The sequence below is a fragment of the Nitrospira tepida genome (assembly GCF_947241125.1).
GTDB lineage: Bacteria > Nitrospirota > Nitrospiria > Nitrospirales > Nitrospiraceae > Nitrospira_G > Nitrospira_G tepida.
This window is the reverse complement of the sequence record NZ_OX365700.1, coordinates 4,596,817-4,614,505: the sequence shown is the minus strand read 5'-3', so window position 1 is coordinate 4,614,505 and position 17,689 is coordinate 4,596,817. Positions and strand designations below refer to the sequence as shown.

The window sequence follows — 17,689 nt, the reverse complement described above, 5'->3', positions numbered from 1 at the left end:
CATCGACCGATGACCGCCCAGACCAAAGGACGCTCGCTCTTTGAAGCCGCCATCGTTCGACCGGCGTTGTGCGACGCATTTCGGAAGCTGGATCCACGCCATCAGCTCAAGAACCCCGTCATGTTCGTGGTTTGGGTGGGCGGCCTCGTAACGACCGGCTTGTTCGTCCAGGCCATGGTTGGGACCGGAGAAGCGCCGGCCGGCTTTATCCTGTCCATTGCCCTGTGGCTCTGGTTCACCGTCCTCTTTGCCAACTTCGCCGAAGCGATGGCCGAAGGGCGAGGCAAGGCGCAAGCGAATTCGTTGCGGAAGGCCCGGCAGGAATTAACGGCCAGGAAACTGGTCAGAAACGAGTCCGGCTCCGATGGTCCTGCGGGCCTGCGCCGGTTATTCCAACAGAACGGCGCGTTCAGCGCAATCTCCGCCGATCGGCTCGTCAGGGGCGACGTGGTGCTCGTCGAGGCCGGGGAACTCATCCCGGCCGACGGCGAGGTGATCGAGGGGGTCGCCTCGGTGAACGAAAGCGCGATCACCGGCGAGAGCGCGCCGGTCATTCGGGAAAGCGGGGGTGATCGCAGCGCGGTGACGGGCGGCACGAAAGTACTGTCCGACTGGCTCGTCATTCGCGTGACGGCCGGCACGGGCGAGAGCTTTCTCGACCGGATGATCGCCATGGTGGAGGGCGCCAGGCGTCAGAAGACGCCGAACGAGATCGCGCTCAACATTCTGCTGGCGGCGTTGACCATCGTGTTTCTCCTCGCCACCGTCACCCTGCTGCCGTTCTCGCTCTACAGCGTCGCCGCGGCGCGGCAGGGGAGCCCCGTCTCCGTCACGGTGCTGATCGCGCTGCTCGTCTGCCTCATCCCCACCACCATCGGCGCCCTGTTGTCCGCCATCGGCATTGCCGGGATGGACCGGATGGTGCAAGCGAACGTCATTGCCATGTCGGGCAAGGCGGTGGAAGCGGCCGGCGACGTCGATGTGCTGTTGTTGGACAAGACCGGCACCATCACGCTGGGCAATCGCCAGGCGACGGGCTTCATTCCGGCCGACGATGTCAGCCAACGGACCTTGGCCGATGCCTGCCAACTGGCGTCGTTGGCGGACGAAACCCCCGAGGGGCGGAGCATCGTCATCCTGGCCAAGGAGCAGTACGGGCTTCGCGCCCGCGACATTCACGAGTTGGGCGCCACCTTCGTCCCGTTCACGGCCCAGACGCGCATGAGCGGCGTGAACTTGAACGGACGGGAAATCCGCAAAGGCTCGGCCGACGCCATCGAAGCCTATGTCACGGCCAGAGGGGGGCGGTTTTCCACGGCCATCCGGTCGCAGGTGGAGGCCATCGCCACGCAGGGCGGCACGCCGCTGGTCGTGGCGGAGGGCGGGACCGTGCTCGGCGTGATCGCGCTGAAAGATATCGTGAAGGGCGGGATCAAAGATCGATTCGGGGAACTGCGGCGAATGGGCATCAAGACCGTGATGATCACCGGCGACAATCCTCAAACCGCCGCCGCGGTTGCGGCCGAGGCCGGCGTGGACGATTTTCTGGCGCAGGCCACGCCCGAAGCCAAGTTGAAATTGATTCGGGACTTGCAGGCGGGAGGCCGCCTCGTCGCCATGACCGGGGATGGGACCAACGACGCGCCGGCGTTGGCGCAGGCCGATGTGGCGGTCGCCATGAACAGCGGGACGCAGGCCGCGAAGGAGGCCGGGAATCTGGTGGATCTGGATTCCAATCCGACCAAGCTGATTGAGATCGTGGAAATCGGCAAACAGTTGCTCATGACCCGCGGGGCTCTGACCACCTTCAGCATCGCGAACGATATCGCGAAGTACTTTGCCATTATCCCGGCGGCCTTCGCGACGACCTATCCGGCGTTGAACGCGCTCAACCTGATGAACCTCGCGACCCCGCACAGCGCCGTCCTGTCCGCGGTCATCTTCAACGCCCTCATCATCATCGCCCTCATCCCGCTGGCCTTGAGGGGCATTCGCTATCGTCCGATCGGCGCCGGGCCGTTGTTGCGGCGCCACCTGCTGATCTACGGATTGGGCGGCGTCGTGGCGCCGTTTGCCGGCATCAAGCTGATTGACATGCTCCTGGTCGCTCTCCATTTGGCGTGATCACCATGTCTGTCACGGCCCAACTCCGACCCGCGCTGATGACGCTTTTGCTGTTGACGATCATCACGGGCCTGCTCTATCCATTGGCCGTCACGGGAGTCGCCCAGGCGCTCTTCCCACGTCAGGCCAACGGCAGCCTCATCGTCCAGAACGGCCAAGTCCTCGGGTCGTCGCTGATCGGTCAGCCGTTTGACGACCTGAAATATTTCTGGAGCCGTCCCTCCGCGACATCGCCCTTTCCATACAATGCCGCTGCGTCCGGCGGATCGAATCTCGGGCCAACCAACCCGGCGCTCATCAAGGCGGTGCAGGACCGTGTCGCAACCCTGACGGCCGCCGATCCGGACAATCCCTTGCCCATTCCCGTCGACCTCATCACTGCCTCCGGAAGCGGCCTCGATCCTCACCTCAGCCCGGCGGCGGCCGACTATCAAGTCCGGCGCGTGGCCCGTGCCCGCGGTATGGACGAGGACGTTGTCCGCCGTCTCGTGGCTGAGCATACCGAAGGCCGGCAATGGGGGGTGCTCGGCGAACCGCGGGTCAATGTCCTGCTGGTGAATCTCGCGTTGGATCGCCACCGATAGGGCTGCGCCGGATGGCCAGACCCTGGTTGAAGGTTCCGGCGGCCTTTCCTACAATCATCCGTTGAATCTGATCCGACCCAGCGGCCCTGACCGTCTCATACTCATGACCGACACACGACCAGATCCCGATGCCCTGCTGAAAAAGGCGCAGGAGGAAGAGCGGCAGCGGCATCGAGGCCGGCTGAAGGTCTTCTTTGGCGCCAATCCCGGCGTCGGAAAGACCTATGCGATGTTGGAAGCGGCGCACGAGCAACGGCGCGACGGCGTCGATGTCGTGATCGGCGTGGTCGAGACCCACGGCCGGGCCGAGACCGAATCGCTGGTCAAGGATCTGGAGATCATCCCGCGCCGGCGCGTCGAATACCTGGGCACGACGCTGTCGGAGTTCGATCTCGACGCCGCCCTCGCCCGGCGCCCGACGATCATGCTGGTCGACGAGCTGGCTCATACGAACGTGCCGGGGTCTCGCCATGCCAAACGGTGGCAGGACGTGCAGGAACTGCTCCGCGCCGGCATTCATGTCTACACCACGCTCAACGTGCAGCATCTGGAGAGCCTCAACGACGTGGTCGCCAAGATCACGAACGTCCGCGTGCGGGAGACGGTGCCGGATTCCATCCTGGAACAGGCCGAGGATGTCGAGCTGATCGATCTCCCGCCGGACGATCTGCTCCAACGGCTCAAAGACGGCAAGGTCTACCTGTCAGACCAGATCCGGCAGGCGGCCCAACACTTCTTCCGGAAGGGCAATCTGCTGGCCCTGCGGGAACTTGCCCTTCGTCGCACCGCCGAACGGGTGGACCAACAGATGGAGGTTTACCGCCGGGATCATGCGGTGGTGCAGACCTGGCCCGCCGCGGAGACCATTCTGGTCTGCGTGAACATGAAACCGCGCGGGCCCCGTCTGGTTCGCGCCGCCCGGCAGATGGCGGCGGGATTCCATGCCAAGTGGATCGCGGCCTACGTGCAGATCCCGCGCCACCTGACCCTGCCGCAAGCCGAGCGCGACCGCGTCGTCCACACGCTTCGGCTGGCCGAGCAACTGGGCGCCGAGACGGTGACGCTGACCGGGGAGGATGTCGCGCAGGAAGTCCTGGCCTATGCGCGCAGCCGCAACGTCACCAAGATCATCGTCGGCAAACCCGTGCGGGCTTGGTGGAAGGAATGGCTCTTCGGGTCCGTCGTGTCCGATCTGGTCCATCGCAGCGGCGACATCGACATTTACGTCATCACCGGGGAGGCGGGTGAAGGACGCCCGCTGGCCGCGCAGGCCCTCCAGCGATCCAGTCCGACCTCGGGGTACAGGCTGGCTGCCTTCGTGGTCTGTCTCTCCACGGCAGTCGCTTGGCTGATGAACCCCTACTTCGGATCGGCCAATCTGATCATGGTCTATCTGATCGGCGTCATGGTGACCGCGATTCGCTATGGTCGAGGCCCCTCCGTGCTGGCCTCGCTGCTGAGCGTGGCGGCCTTCGATTTCTTCTTCGTGCCGCCCTACTTCACCTTTGCGGTATCCGACCTCCAATACCTCTTGACCTTTGGGGTCATGTTGGCCGTTGCCCTGACGATCAGCGGGCTGGCCGTGCGGATCCGGCGGCAGGCGGAAATGGCGCGCTATCGCGAAAAGCGAACCTCGGTGCTCTATGCGATGAGCCGTGATCTCGCCACCCACCGGGGCGCGGCGACCCTGGCCAATCTGGCCGCGAAGCATCTGCGCGAAGTGTTCGACAGCCAGGTGGCCGTCTTCCTGGCGGACTCCGACAAGCGACTCCAGCTCCAACGGGGCGAGCAGCTCTTCTTCGAATTCGATCCCAAGGAGGCCGGCGTGGCGCAGTGGGTGTTCGACCACAATGAACGGGCCGGTCTGGGCAGCGATACGCTGCCCGGCTCCAGCGCGCTCTATCTCCCCCTGGTCGGCTCCGACGGTCCGATTGGGGTCGTGGCCGTTCGGCCCGAGCAGGCGAGCCGCGTCCTCGATCCCGATCAATTGCACCTGCTGGAATCGCTGGCCGGTCAGGTTGCGCTGGCGATCGAGCGGACCCGGCTCTCCGAGGAGGCGCAGCGGGCTCATGTTCAGGCCGAAACCGAACGGATGCGGAATGCCATCCTCAGCTCCGTGTCGCACGACCTGCGCACGCCGCTGGCCTCGATCACCGGCGCGGCCGGCAGCCTGCTCGATGAATCAAACCGGCTTGATCCCGCCGGCCGGCAGGAGTTGATCCGGTCGATTCATCACGAAGCCGATCGGCTCGATCAGTTGCTGAAAAACCTGCTCGACATGATGCGTCTGGAAGCCGGGGCCCTCCACCTCAACAAGGATTGGCACCCCATGGAGGAAGTGGCCGGTTCCGCGCTGGCCCGCATGGAGCGACGCTTATCGGGTCATCGCGTCGTCGTCTTGTTTCCTGAAGACTTGCCGCTCCTGTTCGTGGACGGGGTCCTCCTTCAGCAAGTGGTGATCAATCTGCTGGAGAACGCCGCCAAGTATGCCCCTGCCGGGAGCACGATCGAGCTGTCTGCGTCGGCCAAGGAGGGGGAAGTCATCGTTGAGGTCGCGGACCGTGGGGCGGGCCTGCCGCCCGGCGAAGAGGACCGGATCTTCGACAAGTTTTACCGCGCCAAACCGACGGGGGAAGGAGGGGTCGGACTGGGCTTGACCATTTGCCGAGGCATTGTTGAAGCCCACGGCGGGCGGATCTGGGCGGAGCATCGCGAGGGAGGCGGCGCGCGGTTCCGTTTTGCGATCCCGCTGCCCAAACAGCAGCCTGCCGTGCCTGCGGAACAGATGGAACCTCAATCGGCGTGACTCAGACAGGGCAGGCCGATGGTGAGGGGAAGGCAGAGGACCCCATGTCCGGGCATGAGGCGACGCTGCTCGTGATCGAGGACGAGCCGGAGATTCGCCGGTTCCTGCGCGCCTCGCTGCCGGCGCACGGTTATCGGCTGTTCGAAGCGACCACCGGACGGGACGGTCTGGCGGAGGCGAAGGCGCGAAACCCCGATCTGATCCTGCTCGACCTGGGCCTGCCTGACATGGACGGGGCGGAGGTGATCCGGCAGGTCCGCGAGTGGACCGCGACCCCGATCATCGTCCTCTCGGCCCGCGACCAAGAACGCGTCAAGGTCGCCGCGCTCGATCTCGGCGCGGACGACTATGTCACCAAGCCGTTCGGCCTCAATGAATTGCTGGCCCGTCTCCGAACGGCGCTGCGACATGCGCGCCGCCCCGACGATGGGAGCACAGCCGCGTTGTTCACGGCCGGTGATGTGACGGTCGATCTGGAACGACGCCTGGTGCGGAGGAAGGACCAGGCGATTCGGTTGACGGCGACCGAATACAAACTCCTCGCGGCGCTGATCAAGCATGCCGGAAAAGTGCTGACGCATCGTCAGTTGCTGAAAGAAGTCTGGGGGCCGTTGCACGTCGAGGAAGCGCATTATCTGCGCGTGTACATGCGGCAACTACGCAACAAGTTGGAGGCCAATCCCGCGCACCCGCGGCATCTTGTGACGGAGGTGGGCGTCGGCTATCGGCTCCGCGTCGATTGACCTGTTCCTCCGCTGCCGAGCGCCGGTCTTTTCTTGATCCAGCCCCCTGACCTTGGTACCCTCCTCACCCGCGGTCCGAACCGACGGCGGCCGAGATCATGAGGCAGCAGAGGAGACGCGGCTGGTCTTGTAGCGAAAGGCGGGCATGATCGGGCCGAGTGGTTCCTGTTCCGTGATCGTCACCCTGCTCTTGCTTGGCCTCTTCGGGACGATGGCTCGGGCCGGCGACACCCCCGATCTCAACTGCGCGAGTCCCGCGTCCGTCCGGCACGAAACCGACGACAAGTCCCGGCTCTGGCGTTACGGCGCCTGCGTCGATCTCAGTTACGCCCTCGACTTCAATTTTCCGCAAAACCATCTCTGGCGCAGCAAAGGCACGACTCCCAGGGTGAATGAGTTCGCCCCAAATCTGGGGCTGATCTATGTCAGGAAGGATATGACGACGAGTTCCCCTTGGGGCATGGAGTTCGGCCTCCAGGGCGGCTATGACACACAGGGCCTGGTGCCTCCCACCAGACCGGAGATCGATCGCCCGATCGGCGGAGCCGACACGCTTCGTCACCTCTCCAGGGCCAATGTCTCCTACCTGGCGCCTGTCGGAACGGGACTCACCATTACGGCCGGCCTGTTCAACAGTTTCATCGGTTACGAGTCCTTCTATGCCATGAACAACCATACCTCTACGAGGACCTACATCGCCGACTACTCTCCCTATTTCATGCTGGGGATCAGCGCGCAGTATCGGATCAGCGACCGGATCAAGGCGGCGATCTATGTCGTGAACGGCTACAACTATCTCTCGAAACCCAATGACCAGCCGAGTTACGGCGCACAAGTCGTCTGGTCAGCGTCCGCGCGCATGACCGTAACCCAGAATCTCTATGCGGGACCGGACCAATTCAAGACCAGTACCGAGTTCTGGCGGGTTTTTTCCGACAGTATCATTGAATACAAATTTGAGACGGTGACCTTGGCCCTGGCCTACGATATCGGCACGGAGCAGATCGCGCAGGCTGTCGGAGCGCCCCGGACATTTTGGACGGGCGGCATGGCCGTCGCGCGCTGGCAGTTCTCGCCCCAATGGGCCGTGGCCCTGCGTCCGGAATTCTATTGGGACCGTACCGGCCAATTGACCGGTACGGAGCAACTTATCAAGGCGGTGACGTCGACCCTGGAATACAAGCTACCCTATCGTCGGTGCACGAAGACGATTGTCCGGCTGGAGTATCGCTACGACGAGTCCACGGGGTCAGGCGGCGGATTCTTCAAAGATGGAGAGATTCGTCCCGGCGTGGTGGGGCTCACGTCCGGGCAGCACCTGCTGATCGCCGCCCTGCTTTGGTCGTTCGATTCACCCCGCTAATGAAATTGGCTGATCTCGCCATCTAAGCCGACGTATCAAAGGACAGGGGCGACTTGTCCGGTTCAGGCAGTGGGGCGTGGAGCGTCGTGTTGGACAAGTTCTCAAGCGCCAGCAGCAGCGCCTGTGTCCCGCAACGGCCGTGGCCTTGCGCTTGGACTGATTGATAGAGCCGATGCGACAGCGCAAGGCCCGGCAGGTCGAGACCCATTCTTCGGCTTTCCTCCAAGGCGATCCCCATGTCTTTCACAAAGTGCTCGACGAAGAAGCCCGGGTCGAAGTCGCGCGCGAGCATGCGAGGCGCCAGGTGGTCGAGCGTCCAGCAGGCGGCGGCTCCGCCGCGAACAGATTCGAGCATGCGCGGGAGGTCCAGCCCCGCCTGATAGCCGTACAGGAGGCTTTCGCAGACGCCAATCATGGTTGAAGCGATCACGATCTGGTTGCTGAGTTTCGTGTGCTGCCCGGCACCGGGTCCTCCCTGATGTCGGATCTTGTTGCCCATCAGCATGAAGAGCGGCATCACCCGGTCCAGGGCTGCCTGATCGCCGCCGACCATGATCGAGAGGGTTGCTTGGCGGGCTCCCACATCCCCGCCGGACACGGGGGCGTCCAACGACATTGCGCCTCTGGCCTGCGCGGCCGCGGCGATCTCTTGCGAGAGGCTGGGGTCGGTCGTCGTCATGTCCACCAGGATCATGCCGGATCGCGTGCCGGCGAGGATTCCGTCTGGGCCACAGTACACATCACGCACGTCCTGCGGGAACCCGACCATGGTAACGAGCACCTCCGCCTGCTCGGCCACGGCCCTCGGAGAATCGGCCCAACGGGCTCCCCGCTCGATCAATCCCTGGGCCTTGGCTTTGGTCCTGGTGAACAGTACGACCTTGTGGCCGTTCGCCAAGAGATGGCTGCACATCGAGGTTCCCATGACACCCGTGCCGATCCAACCGATGTTGGTGGGGCAGTTGTGCCTCTTCATGACCGATCCTTTCGTACGGAACTAGAAGGACCTACGCAGCCGGCCGGCCACCACGAGGACGAAAGTGAGATTTTTCTCCGAGCCGGTCGGCCAGCGTCGTACAATACAGCCTTCCGGTGGCGCGGTGCTATGGCAAAAACTCTTCAATTCCGCGCGACGATCTTGCCGTCCTAACTCGTCGGTCAGGCAGAAGGGAGCCTATGGAGGCGCGGGACTTGTATATCGGAAACGGACCGAAGGGACTTGGAGTCTATGCTGGTCGGACGATCCTGCCGGGCGAGCGGATTCTCACCTTCACCGGCCCGCTGATCGACTTCGTCGGGACTTTGGCGCTGGGGGAGCGCGAGGGTGATGCGCTCCAGATCGGTCTGGATCTATACATCTATCTCGACCAACCGGGCCGCTATGTGAATCACTCCTGCCGCCCCAACGCGGGGATCGTCGAGGACCGCATCCTCGTGGCCCTGTCGCCGATTTTCCCCGACGACGAAATCTGCTACGACTATTCCACCACGATGAAGGAAGACCATTGGACCATGGCCTGTCTGTGCGGCAGCCCTGCCTGCCGGCGGGAGATCCGCGACTTCACGACCCTGTCGCCGGACCTTCAGCAATGGTATCTTGGGCAGGGGATTGTCCAGCGATTCTTGACGCCGCAGCCAGCGACCGTGCCCCATGTCCAGCCCCTGTCCCTCCCAGAAGTATCGATCTGATTGTCCTGCCGCCCGTATCTCTGTCCCGCCCATCATAGTCGTTCCCATATCGCGCAGCCTGTATTGGGCGCCGCTCATCCTGGCGGTTGCCTTGATCTTGCCGTGCGCTGTCCAGGCAGCGGGGCTTCTTTCCTTGGACCGGGGGATCCCGATTAACGCGGAGAGCCGGCCGAACGGCAGCCGGGAAGTCGAAGCCAAGGCGAAGAATGATCTCGGCGTCGGACTTCAGCAACAGGCTGAGCAGGGGCTCGATCCTGTTCGCAATTTGGAGCGGGCATTGACGCTGTTCCAGGAGGCGCTCGAATTGCTGGGCGACCGGCGGGAATCGACGGTCTATGCGGGCGTGCTGGTCAACCTGGGAACGACGGCGCGGTTGCTGGCCGAGCAGGACATCGACAGGCAGCTCAACCTGCTGAAGGCCGGCAGCGCATTGCAAGAAGCCGCCGGGATTCACCAGCGGATGGGGAACGGAGCGGGCGTTGCGACGTCATTAAACAGCTTGGGCCTGACCTACCGGCTCCTGGCCGAACAGGAGGAGGACCCGGCCGGCCACCTGCGCAAGTCCGAGGAGGCGCTTCGGATCGCGGCGGAACAATGGCACCGGCTGGGACAGGAAGGAGGCCGCGCGGCGGCCATGAATAACCTGGCGCTCACCTATCAGGTCATGGCGCAGCGGGGGATGGAGCCGGAGCGACACCTGCAACAGGCGGTCGAAACCCTGCGTGAAGCGGCGCGACTCCGTGAGGCACAAGGGCTATGGCTGGGCTACGGGAGGGCGCAAGCAAACCTCGGCACGACCTATCGTATGCTCGCGGAGCGGGGTCAGGATGCTCCGGTCCATTGGGAATCGGCGCGTGTGGCCTACGAGGAGGCCTGGCGGATTTTTCACGCGCTCGACCGGACCAGTTACTTAGTCCCGCTCCGTGCCGAGTTACGACAGGTGCTGGAGGCGCTGGTCAAGGCTGGGGTGGAGGTCGATCGCAACCGATCGCGGCTTGAGGAGCTGGAAGGCCTGCGATAAGTTGTTGGCCGGGAATCGGGCTGCTCTCACCTTCAAGCTCCTCGCACCGCCGCGGGCGGCTCCTCGGTGATCATGTCGTCCGCTTCCGGCTCGGCCTGTTGGAAATAGTCCTTCACCGCCACCATCGCCCAGCAGTCGTCTTCGTTGTACTGGAGGATTCTCGTCAGCGCCGCCTCGTTGGACTGGTTGGCCAGGTATTCGTTGTACCAGGCGATCGAGTTGGCCCCGGAGGGGTCCGGGTCGCGCCATTTGAAGCCGATCAGCTTGGCGATCTGCTTGATGCCGTAGGAATAGGTCGGCCAGTCCGAATATTCCACGATCAGGTCGTGATAGAGATCGAATTCTCTGGCTTCATAGGCGGCGAACGGGCCAGGGTCGAGTTGATACTTCTCCATTAAATGCTTGAGCGTGGTCCGCTCTTTCGGCGAATAGACGTAATACACGTCGTCCTCGGCGGCGGCGAGAAAATTCCAAAACGCCCGCACGGTCGCCTCTTCCTCTTCCGGTCTCCTCGCCACGAAGTACTGAAACTTCGGGCGCCCCGTGCCTTCCTTGACCAGGAGCCCGAACAGATACGTGAGCCCCTGCGTGGGATCGTCCTCGATGTCGAAGTACACTTCGCGCCTGCGCTGTGGGAACGTATAGCCTGGCCTGATCAACGGCAGGCCTGAAAGGCGAACCTGCGCCCGGACCTTCATCCGTTGCAAGGTGGCGGCGCCCATGCGCGGGATCTTCTTGGGCGGCTTCGTATAGGCGGCCACATCCATGACGGCAATGTCTTCGATCGTGCGGAGCCCGGCCGCTTTGAGCGCGAACTTCTGCTTGCCGATGAAAAACAATCCGGTAGGATCCGACGTCTGGGTCACCCATCGTTCGCAACGTTTGAACCAGGGACACAACTGGCAGTGGCTGCCCAGGACCGGCTCGGAGGTGTCCTGTCCCAAGACCAGCCGGCGGGCCTGCTGGAGCGCCGCATCGAAGTCCTGCTGAAAGTCCTCCGGGTCGAACTCTTCGGTTTCCTTGTCCACGTTGATGATGTGGGCAAGGGGAGTCAGGGTGCCCTGAATCTTTTGGAGCAGCAGGCGATAGAAGAGCATCTGATAGGCGTAGTGCACTTTAAACTTCGTCTTCTTCTCGTCGCGCTCCTCCCAGCCCTTGCCGGCCTTGATGTCGATGGGTTCATAGAGGTATGGGCCGAGGCGCGACGCGCCGTCGCGTTTGACCAAGAGATCGGGCCGGCCGACCAAGTCTTCATCCTTCAAGCAGCCCTGATAGATGAGCGGAACTCCGTCGCGCATCAGGCGCAGGGTTTCCTCGGCGGCGACCTCCAACGGAAGGGCCTGTAAATCGGCGATCTGACCTTCGCCCAGCATGTCGATGTACTGGCGCTCGGTCTGCAAGCCCAGTTCCCAGAGCAGCTTCACGAACGGGCTGACCTCGCTCTTCTCCTTCGGATCGCCGTTCGCGTCGAGGTACACCCGGTGCGCGCACTTGGTGAGGTTATAGAGATCGTTGGCGGTGATGGTGCCGGAACTGCTCATGGTCGGATGGCGAGCACCCTAGCACAGAACGGGGATAGGCTCCTAGCCTGCATTATTCATGACGGTTCGTCGCGAAATCGCGCAGTCGCCAAGCGAGACGGGCGCGTGGAGCCGCGAGGGAATGAGGCGTACTTGAAACAGTACGTCGAACCGACCGAGTGGCGAGCCCGCCCGCTGGCAGACCGTGAAACTGCATGCCAGCTTGTCGCAGCGGCGAATCCGCGATTGCAGCAGAAGCGTTCATGAATAATGCAGGCTAGAGTTGGAGATCGGCGGCAATCGCCCCGGCAGGGCAAGCTATGTCCGGCATCCGCCCGGAATGCCGCCTGCTAGAGATCGCGCTCGGCGGAAACCTGAAGCCCTCGATAGATGTCAAGGACTCTGTCCACGTATTGCTGTGTGGAGGCCAAGGGGGGAATGCCCTCGTGACGGCTGACTCTTGTTTCGCCCGCATGGTAGGCGGCCAGGGCGAGCTCAAGATCGTCATTGAAGCGAACGAGCAGATAGCGCAACTGCAACGCGCCGCCGCGAATATTCTGGCTGGGATTCATCGGATCGGCGACCTGCCAGGAGAGCGCGGTTTCCGGCATCAGTTGCATGAGACCGAGCGCCCCCTTTGGCGAAACGGCAAAAGGATTGAAGCTCGATTCGACTTGGATGACAGCGGCCAGCAGAGCCGGGTCGAGGCCGTACCACCGGGCATAATGTTCGATGATCGATTCAAACCGCGCGCGGAGGTCGGACGGCCTGAGTCCCGAGGGGGCTCCCCAGAAGCTCAGACGGGCCTGGTCGGTGATCGGCAGCACGACGAGGAGGGCCGTGGAGCAGAGGAGCATGACAGCCAGCCCCCTCAGCCAAGGGTTCCGCCGACGGCGAGGAGCCCTCCGGCGGGCTCGGGGCTCTCGCAATTCGATGCCGTATGGCGTGAGATCGAACGGCATGGGGAGTTTCCATCAACAGGAGCAAAAAAAGAAGCAAAACGCAGGCGGGTGATCACGACCATCCGCCCCTGTGGTCCCATTACCCTACTTCCAGACGAAGATTCTTTCAAGTCATGGCAAATCTCGTTCCGCTATTCCGCACCGCCTCCCCAGGATGGCTCAGAGCCTCTGATCCTCATCCAGTTCGCATTCGTCATCAATGTCGTTGCAGCGGCACACGGTTGAACGGGGGCGGGCGTTCAAGGCCAGGCCAGCTTGAAAGGAGAGGGCGCCATTCTTTCAAAACCCAGATCGTCTTGTAAGGACACTTTCAAAACAGGCTTACGGCAGCGGAGGACGGGGTGGCAGGTCAGGCGTCTCCTCCGGCGATGGCTCGGGCGGGAGCGGCCAGATGCGCACCGCCATCGCCTGTACCTCGTTCGCGTTCATCACCGGAATCCGCCGGCCGTCCAGCGCCATGAAAAAGAGATCGCGCCCCGGTTGCTGGATCGTCACCTCGACGAGGACGGTTTCGCCGTCGGCCACATCCGGGTCTTTGACCAGCGGAATCTGACACCGTCCCATGACGAGCACCGGCAAGGCCCCCGTCTGATCCACCACGCGGAAGGAATAGGCTGCATAGCAAATCGTGCCGTTGTTCAGTTGATAGGGATCGAAGGGGCGCACGTTCTCGACGGTGCCGCGGACCAGGACTTGATGGAGATGGTATCGGTCGGGCGCCGCCAGCAACTCTTCGATCGGGACCGGCTCGCCGTTCTGGGCCCACGCAGACCAGGGCCAGAGGTACATCAGCAGGATCAGCCATCGAGGATCGATCATTGTGAGAGAGAAGCAACGAGCCAAGAGACATCCGCCTTTCGAACCGGCGTCATTCTCGCATTGTGTACCAATGTTCACTGATCCGTCATGCATTCCGTCCTCTTCTGCATCCGGCTATAATGCTCGACCATCACTACCCAGGAGCCCTTCCCGATGAGCGAGTTCAACCGACGCCTGCTCCAGTACCTGGCCGACAACCGATCCCGTTTTGAAGACCTGCTTGGGAGCATGGTGGAAGTGCCATCCGTCAGCATGGACCCTGAACGGGTCAAGGATGTCCGCCGGATGGCCGAGCTGGGAGCGCAGATCTTGAAGGACTTCGGCGCGGAGGCGCAGGTGATCGAGACCGGCGGCCATCCGCTGGTCTCCGGTGGATGGACGACCGGAGCCAAACATCCGACGGTCACGATCTATAACCACCTGGACGTGCAGCCGGCCCAGGAGCCGGAGTGGAAGCAGGACCCCTTTGCCTTTCTGAAGGACGACGGCATCTATCACGGCCGGGGGACGACCGACGACAAGGGGCCGGCGCTCACCGCCCTGCTTGCCGCCAAATTCGCGATCGATCAAGGCCTGCCCCTCAACATTCGGTTCCTCTGGGAGCTGGAAGAGGAAATCGGGAGCCCGCATTTCGCCAAGACCTTGCGCAACCGCGACGCCATTCCCAAACCCGATTCGGTGGTGATCTCGGATACGATCTGGATCTCCAACGATCAACCGGCCATCGCCGTCGGCTTGCGGGGCCTGCTCGCGGTGCGGTGCTCCCTGGTCACCGGGTCAAAGGACGCCCACTCGGGCGTCACAGGCGGAGCGGCGCGAAACCCGCTCGTCGAGCTGGCGGAGGTCGTGGCCGCCTGCGTGGATGCCAAATCGGGACGGGTGAAGATCCCCGGATTCTATCGGGACGTCCTGCCGTTCTCGGCGACCGAGCGAAAGAGTTTTTTGCGGTCGGGCTTCGACGTGCCTCGCTTCATGAAGGCCTATGGCTTTCAGTCGCTCCGCACGAAGAACGCGGCGGAAGTCATGGAACGGATCTGGGCGAAACCGACGTTTGAAGTGCACGGGCTCACGGGCGGCTACCAGGGACCTGGCGTGAAGACCGTGGTGCCCTGGAAGGGCGAGCTTAAGGCCAGCATGAGGCTGGTGCCGAACCAGAGGCCCGAGAAGGTGTTCGAGCTGTTCACGCGCCACGTGGCCAAGGTCAATCCCTCGGTCAAGGTCGAGTGCGACGGCATGTTGCACCCCTTCAAGGGCTGGTCAACGGGACCCTATGTCGAGGCGATTCAACAGGCCATCCGCGCCGGATTCGGCAAGGACCCGGCCTTCACGCGGGAGGGCGGCTCGATCGGCGCAGTAGTCAGCATGGAGAAGGCCTGGAAGGTGCCGATTCTCTTTCTGGGGCTCAGCCTGCCGGAACATGGCTACCATGCGCCGAACGAGCGGTTCGATTGGCGGCAGGCATCCGGCGGCATGAAGGCTTTTGCAACGTATTTTGCAGAGCTGGCGAGGATGGGGCGTCTCGGCTGACAAACGGTGCGCGGGCTCGCTCGTGCCACGATGCGCTGTGCTGTGACCAGCCATCGCTGTCTTACCGTTGGCCGCGTGCTCCTCTGAAACTGCGGCGAGACGTCGCCATGCCATCGCAGCGCGGCACCTCCCCGGCAGGCAAAAGGGCCATGCCCGCCATGGCGCGTGCTTCGCCGCGCAGCCGTTCCATCCGAGACTGGGAAAAGGAAGAGGCTGACAAGCAGAGACTGGACACATGCGCTAGCTGGGTGCGTGTGGCCGAGGCATGAACACATTGTCCATTGGCCCTTCCCCTCGGATCTGCTATCATTCCGCTATCAACCAGGCAGACGAGAAGGATTACGGAGGAGCCCATGGCACAAGTCCTTGTGCGGCAACTGGACGAGCAGGTTGTGGAACGATTGAAAAAACGGGCGAAAGAGCACGGTCGATCGCTGCAAGCTGAAGTGAAGACAATTCTTGAAGAAGCCGCCCCCGACTATGAAGCGGCTTGGAAGCGGATCGAGCGATTTCGTAAGCGCCTGAAGCGTTCAGGTCGCAAATTTGGTGACAGCGCCGGCCTCATTCGTAAGGATCGCGACCGGTGAGTCGCTATGTGATCGACGCGAGCGTCGCGATCAAGTGGTTCCTTCCTGAGCCGTATGCGGAGGCGGCTGAACGACTCAGACCCCCAAGCCACCAACTCCATGCCCCTACGTTCTTCTGGCTGGAAATAGGCAATGTTCTCTGCAAGAAAATTCGGCGCGCTGAACTCAGGCCCGAAGAAGCAGAGTTTATTCTCGGTGAGCTCCGTCATATCCCGTTGCGACTGCATCCCGATGAACGACTGTTTGGTGCGGCCTATGACCTCGCGCTCTGCACCCGGCGAAGCCTGTACGATTGTCTCTATCTCGCATTAGCCGAAGCCATCGAAGGCACACTCGTGACGGCGGATCGGAAGTTCTTTGTTGCCCTGGCGGACGGGCAGTACGGCCGACGAATGCTGTGGGTAGAAGATCTTGCACAGCCATCATGACCTTTGTCATCGGATGACCCTCTTCCGCAGCGCTGTTCTCGGCCGGACAAACAACTTTAGCAAGGTCTCAGCGCGGTGGTCGGCATGGAGAAGGCCTGGAAGGCGCCGATTCTCTTTCTGGGGCTCAGTCTCCCGGAACATGGCTACAACGCGCCGAACGAGCGGTTCGATTGGCGACAGGCATCCGGCGGGGGCCTTCGCGACGTATTTTCAGCAACTGGCTGTGATAGGGAATAAGAGGTGGGTTGGGCCAGATTGAGTCGCTTAGCTATTCTGCAAGATTCTTCATCAATTCAAGATGGGTAAGCGCATACAGGTTGAACTTGTCGCTCGTTCGGGGTTTGGGTTTGGAGACCTGGAAGCTCCGTATTGGTTCATTGGCTTGGAGCCAGGATTAGGTCGGAAAGAACACAACGAACTCAAAGATCGAATAGACCTGCGTATCTCCGCATGGGAAGAGAAGGAAATTCAGGATCTGTACGAGTATCACTATAGAATTGGCGTCGACTGGTGGTTTCGCCCAAAGGCCAAGTTGCAGAAAACATGGGCAAAGCTTATCAGAATGCTGTTCGTACTCGATGGAAAGCCGGTCGATGTGGACTCTATTAGGGAATTTCAAAGTGATAAGTGGGGACGGACGAAGAGCAAGACATGTCTTTTAGAGCTGTTCCCGCTCCCTTGCCCATCTACCAAGGCTGAACACTGGAAATCCTGCTACGATATCGAACGTCGATTCTATGAGGAACGCTGCCGTAAGATACGATTACCACGCTTTCACCAATTAATAACGGAATATCGCCCTGCTGCTGTTATTTTCTATGGGCTCAAAAAAATGGAAGACTGGAAGTTGATTGCAGGGATCGATTCTAAATGTTTCATGAGCGAGGGTTCCATGGGAGTCAAGAATGGAACTCTTTACTACGTGGTCAAGCACCCTGCGGCCAAGGGCGTTTCAAATATGTACTTTGAGGATGCCGGAACAGATGTTCGTCGCCTGCTGAATGGATTGATTCACAATCGAAACAACTAGCGATAAGGTGCGGACAATTTGTCGCCTCTCTCTACGAACCCACACGAAAACCCATAGATCCATCCTTTCTTCGTTCTCTCAGTAATTCCTCGGTGACGGATGTCCTGCTCTTCAGTATCCCACACACGCTTCTGATGTATGCCTTTGTGATCGGTTGGAAGACGATCTCGTTGCCTCGTTCGATGAAGCACACCTTGGTGCCGGGCTTGATGCCGAACTTGCGGCGAATGCGTGCCGGGATGACGAGCCGTCCTTTGGTTGTCACATAGGCCGTTTCCATGGAATCCCCTTCAAACGGTCCATGCCGCTGAGGACAGCCGCGGCATATTCAGTACCCGTGAAAGCCGCCACAGCGAGCGATCACGGACGATCTCAGATCCCCATGCAGGATGGTCAAAAAGACCGTCCAGCGCGGGCGCAGCGAGCGAAGAGGCGAAGCGTACTTTTTTCCGTACGTTGAGCCTCTGAGCGATGCGAGAACAAAGC

General features: G+C 61.8%; 17 protein-coding genes. 12 read left to right on the top strand and 5 right to left on the bottom strand.

Annotated elements, in window-relative coordinates; genetic code table 11:
• Positions 1-9 precede the first annotated feature (9 nt).
• From kdpB to QWI75_RS21895, 5 genes are all read left to right on the top strand, one after another.
• Positions 10-2,124, top strand: a complete 2,115-nt coding sequence (gene kdpB / locus QWI75_RS21915) for a potassium-transporting ATPase subunit KdpB (protein WP_289271500.1) — start codon at positions 10-12, stop codon at positions 2,122-2,124.
• A 5-nt stretch (positions 2,125-2,129) separates the two neighbouring features.
• Positions 2,130-2,708, top strand: coding sequence for a potassium-transporting ATPase subunit KdpC (gene kdpC, locus QWI75_RS21910; protein WP_289271499.1), 579 nt, complete (start codon positions 2,130-2,132; stop codon positions 2,706-2,708).
• 103 nt (positions 2,709-2,811) lie between these two features.
• Entirely contained in the window at positions 2,812-5,514 is a 2,703-nt protein-coding gene (locus tag QWI75_RS21905; protein ID WP_289271498.1) for a DUF4118 domain-containing protein, read from the top strand.
• Between the two features lie 44 nt (positions 5,515-5,558).
• Positions 5,559-6,257, top strand: coding sequence for a response regulator (locus QWI75_RS21900; protein WP_289271497.1), 699 nt, complete (start codon positions 5,559-5,561; stop codon positions 6,255-6,257).
• A gap of 145 nt (positions 6,258-6,402) precedes the next feature.
• Positions 6,403-7,620 (top strand): outer membrane beta-barrel protein, encoded by a 1,218-nt coding sequence (locus QWI75_RS21895; RefSeq protein WP_289271496.1) that lies wholly within the window; start codon positions 6,403-6,405, stop codon positions 7,618-7,620.
• Between the two features lie 22 nt (positions 7,621-7,642).
• Here QWI75_RS21895 and QWI75_RS21890 read toward each other — a convergent pair whose 3' ends face one another.
• Positions 7,643-8,596, bottom strand: a complete 954-nt coding sequence (locus QWI75_RS21890) for an NAD(P)-dependent oxidoreductase (RefSeq protein ID WP_289271495.1) — start codon at positions 8,594-8,596, stop codon at positions 7,643-7,645.
• Between the two features lie 200 nt (positions 8,597-8,796).
• Between QWI75_RS21890 and QWI75_RS21885 the strand changes: the two genes are divergently transcribed.
• Positions 8,797-9,309 carry an SET domain-containing protein gene (locus tag QWI75_RS21885; protein ID WP_289271494.1) on the top strand — a complete coding sequence of 171 codons (513 nt, stop codon included), beginning with the start codon at positions 8,797-8,799 and terminating at the stop codon, positions 9,307-9,309.
• A gap of 133 nt (positions 9,310-9,442) precedes the next feature.
• Positions 9,443-10,330: a hypothetical protein gene (locus tag QWI75_RS21880; RefSeq protein ID WP_289271493.1), complete on the top strand. Its 888-nt coding sequence runs from the start codon at positions 9,443-9,445 to the stop codon at positions 10,328-10,330.
• A gap of 32 nt (positions 10,331-10,362) precedes the next feature.
• Here the strand turns inward: QWI75_RS21880 and QWI75_RS21875 are convergent, their stop codons facing one another.
• The 3 genes from QWI75_RS21875 to QWI75_RS21865 form a co-directional block, all read right to left on the bottom strand.
• A complete protein-coding gene (locus tag QWI75_RS21875) occupies positions 10,363-11,871 on the bottom strand; it encodes a TM0106 family RecB-like putative nuclease (RefSeq protein WP_289271492.1) in 1,509 nt (502 codons plus the stop codon).
• A 329-nt stretch (positions 11,872-12,200) separates the two neighbouring features.
• Complete coding sequence (locus QWI75_RS21870) at positions 12,201-12,812, bottom strand: lytic transglycosylase domain-containing protein (RefSeq protein WP_289271491.1); 612 nt, start codon at positions 12,810-12,812, stop codon at positions 12,201-12,203.
• 321 nt (positions 12,813-13,133) lie between these two features.
• Entirely contained in the window at positions 13,134-13,631 is a 498-nt protein-coding gene (locus QWI75_RS21865) for a hypothetical protein (RefSeq protein WP_289271490.1), read from the bottom strand.
• Between the two features lie 153 nt (positions 13,632-13,784).
• Between QWI75_RS21865 and QWI75_RS21860 the strand changes: the two genes are divergently transcribed.
• The 5 genes from QWI75_RS21860 (at position 13,785) to QWI75_RS21840 (ending at position 17,203) form a co-directional block, all read left to right on the top strand.
• Positions 13,785-15,158 (top strand): M20/M25/M40 family metallo-hydrolase, encoded by a 1,374-nt coding sequence (locus QWI75_RS21860; protein ID WP_289271489.1) that lies wholly within the window; start codon positions 13,785-13,787, stop codon positions 15,156-15,158.
• A gap of 353 nt (positions 15,159-15,511) precedes the next feature.
• Positions 15,512-15,745: a FitA-like ribbon-helix-helix domain-containing protein gene (locus QWI75_RS21855; RefSeq protein ID WP_289271488.1), complete on the top strand. Its 234-nt coding sequence runs from the start codon at positions 15,512-15,514 to the stop codon at positions 15,743-15,745.
• Positions 15,742-16,173, top strand: coding sequence for a type II toxin-antitoxin system VapC family toxin (locus QWI75_RS21850; protein ID WP_289271487.1), 432 nt, complete (start codon positions 15,742-15,744; stop codon positions 16,171-16,173). The genes QWI75_RS21855 and QWI75_RS21850 overlap by 4 nt, the downstream gene beginning before the upstream one ends.
• Before the next feature lie 84 nt (positions 16,174-16,257).
• Positions 16,258-16,410: a hypothetical protein gene (locus QWI75_RS21845; protein ID WP_289271486.1), complete on the top strand. Its 153-nt coding sequence runs from the start codon at positions 16,258-16,260 to the stop codon at positions 16,408-16,410.
• A gap of 61 nt (positions 16,411-16,471) precedes the next feature.
• Positions 16,472-17,203 (top strand): hypothetical protein, encoded by a 732-nt coding sequence (locus QWI75_RS21840; RefSeq protein ID WP_289271485.1) that lies wholly within the window; start codon positions 16,472-16,474, stop codon positions 17,201-17,203.
• 31 nt (positions 17,204-17,234) lie between these two features.
• Here the strand turns inward: QWI75_RS21840 and QWI75_RS21835 are convergent, their stop codons facing one another.
• Positions 17,235-17,483: an AbrB/MazE/SpoVT family DNA-binding domain-containing protein gene (locus QWI75_RS21835; protein WP_289271484.1), complete on the bottom strand. Its 249-nt coding sequence runs from the start codon at positions 17,481-17,483 to the stop codon at positions 17,235-17,237.
• Positions 17,484-17,689 lie beyond the last annotated feature (206 nt).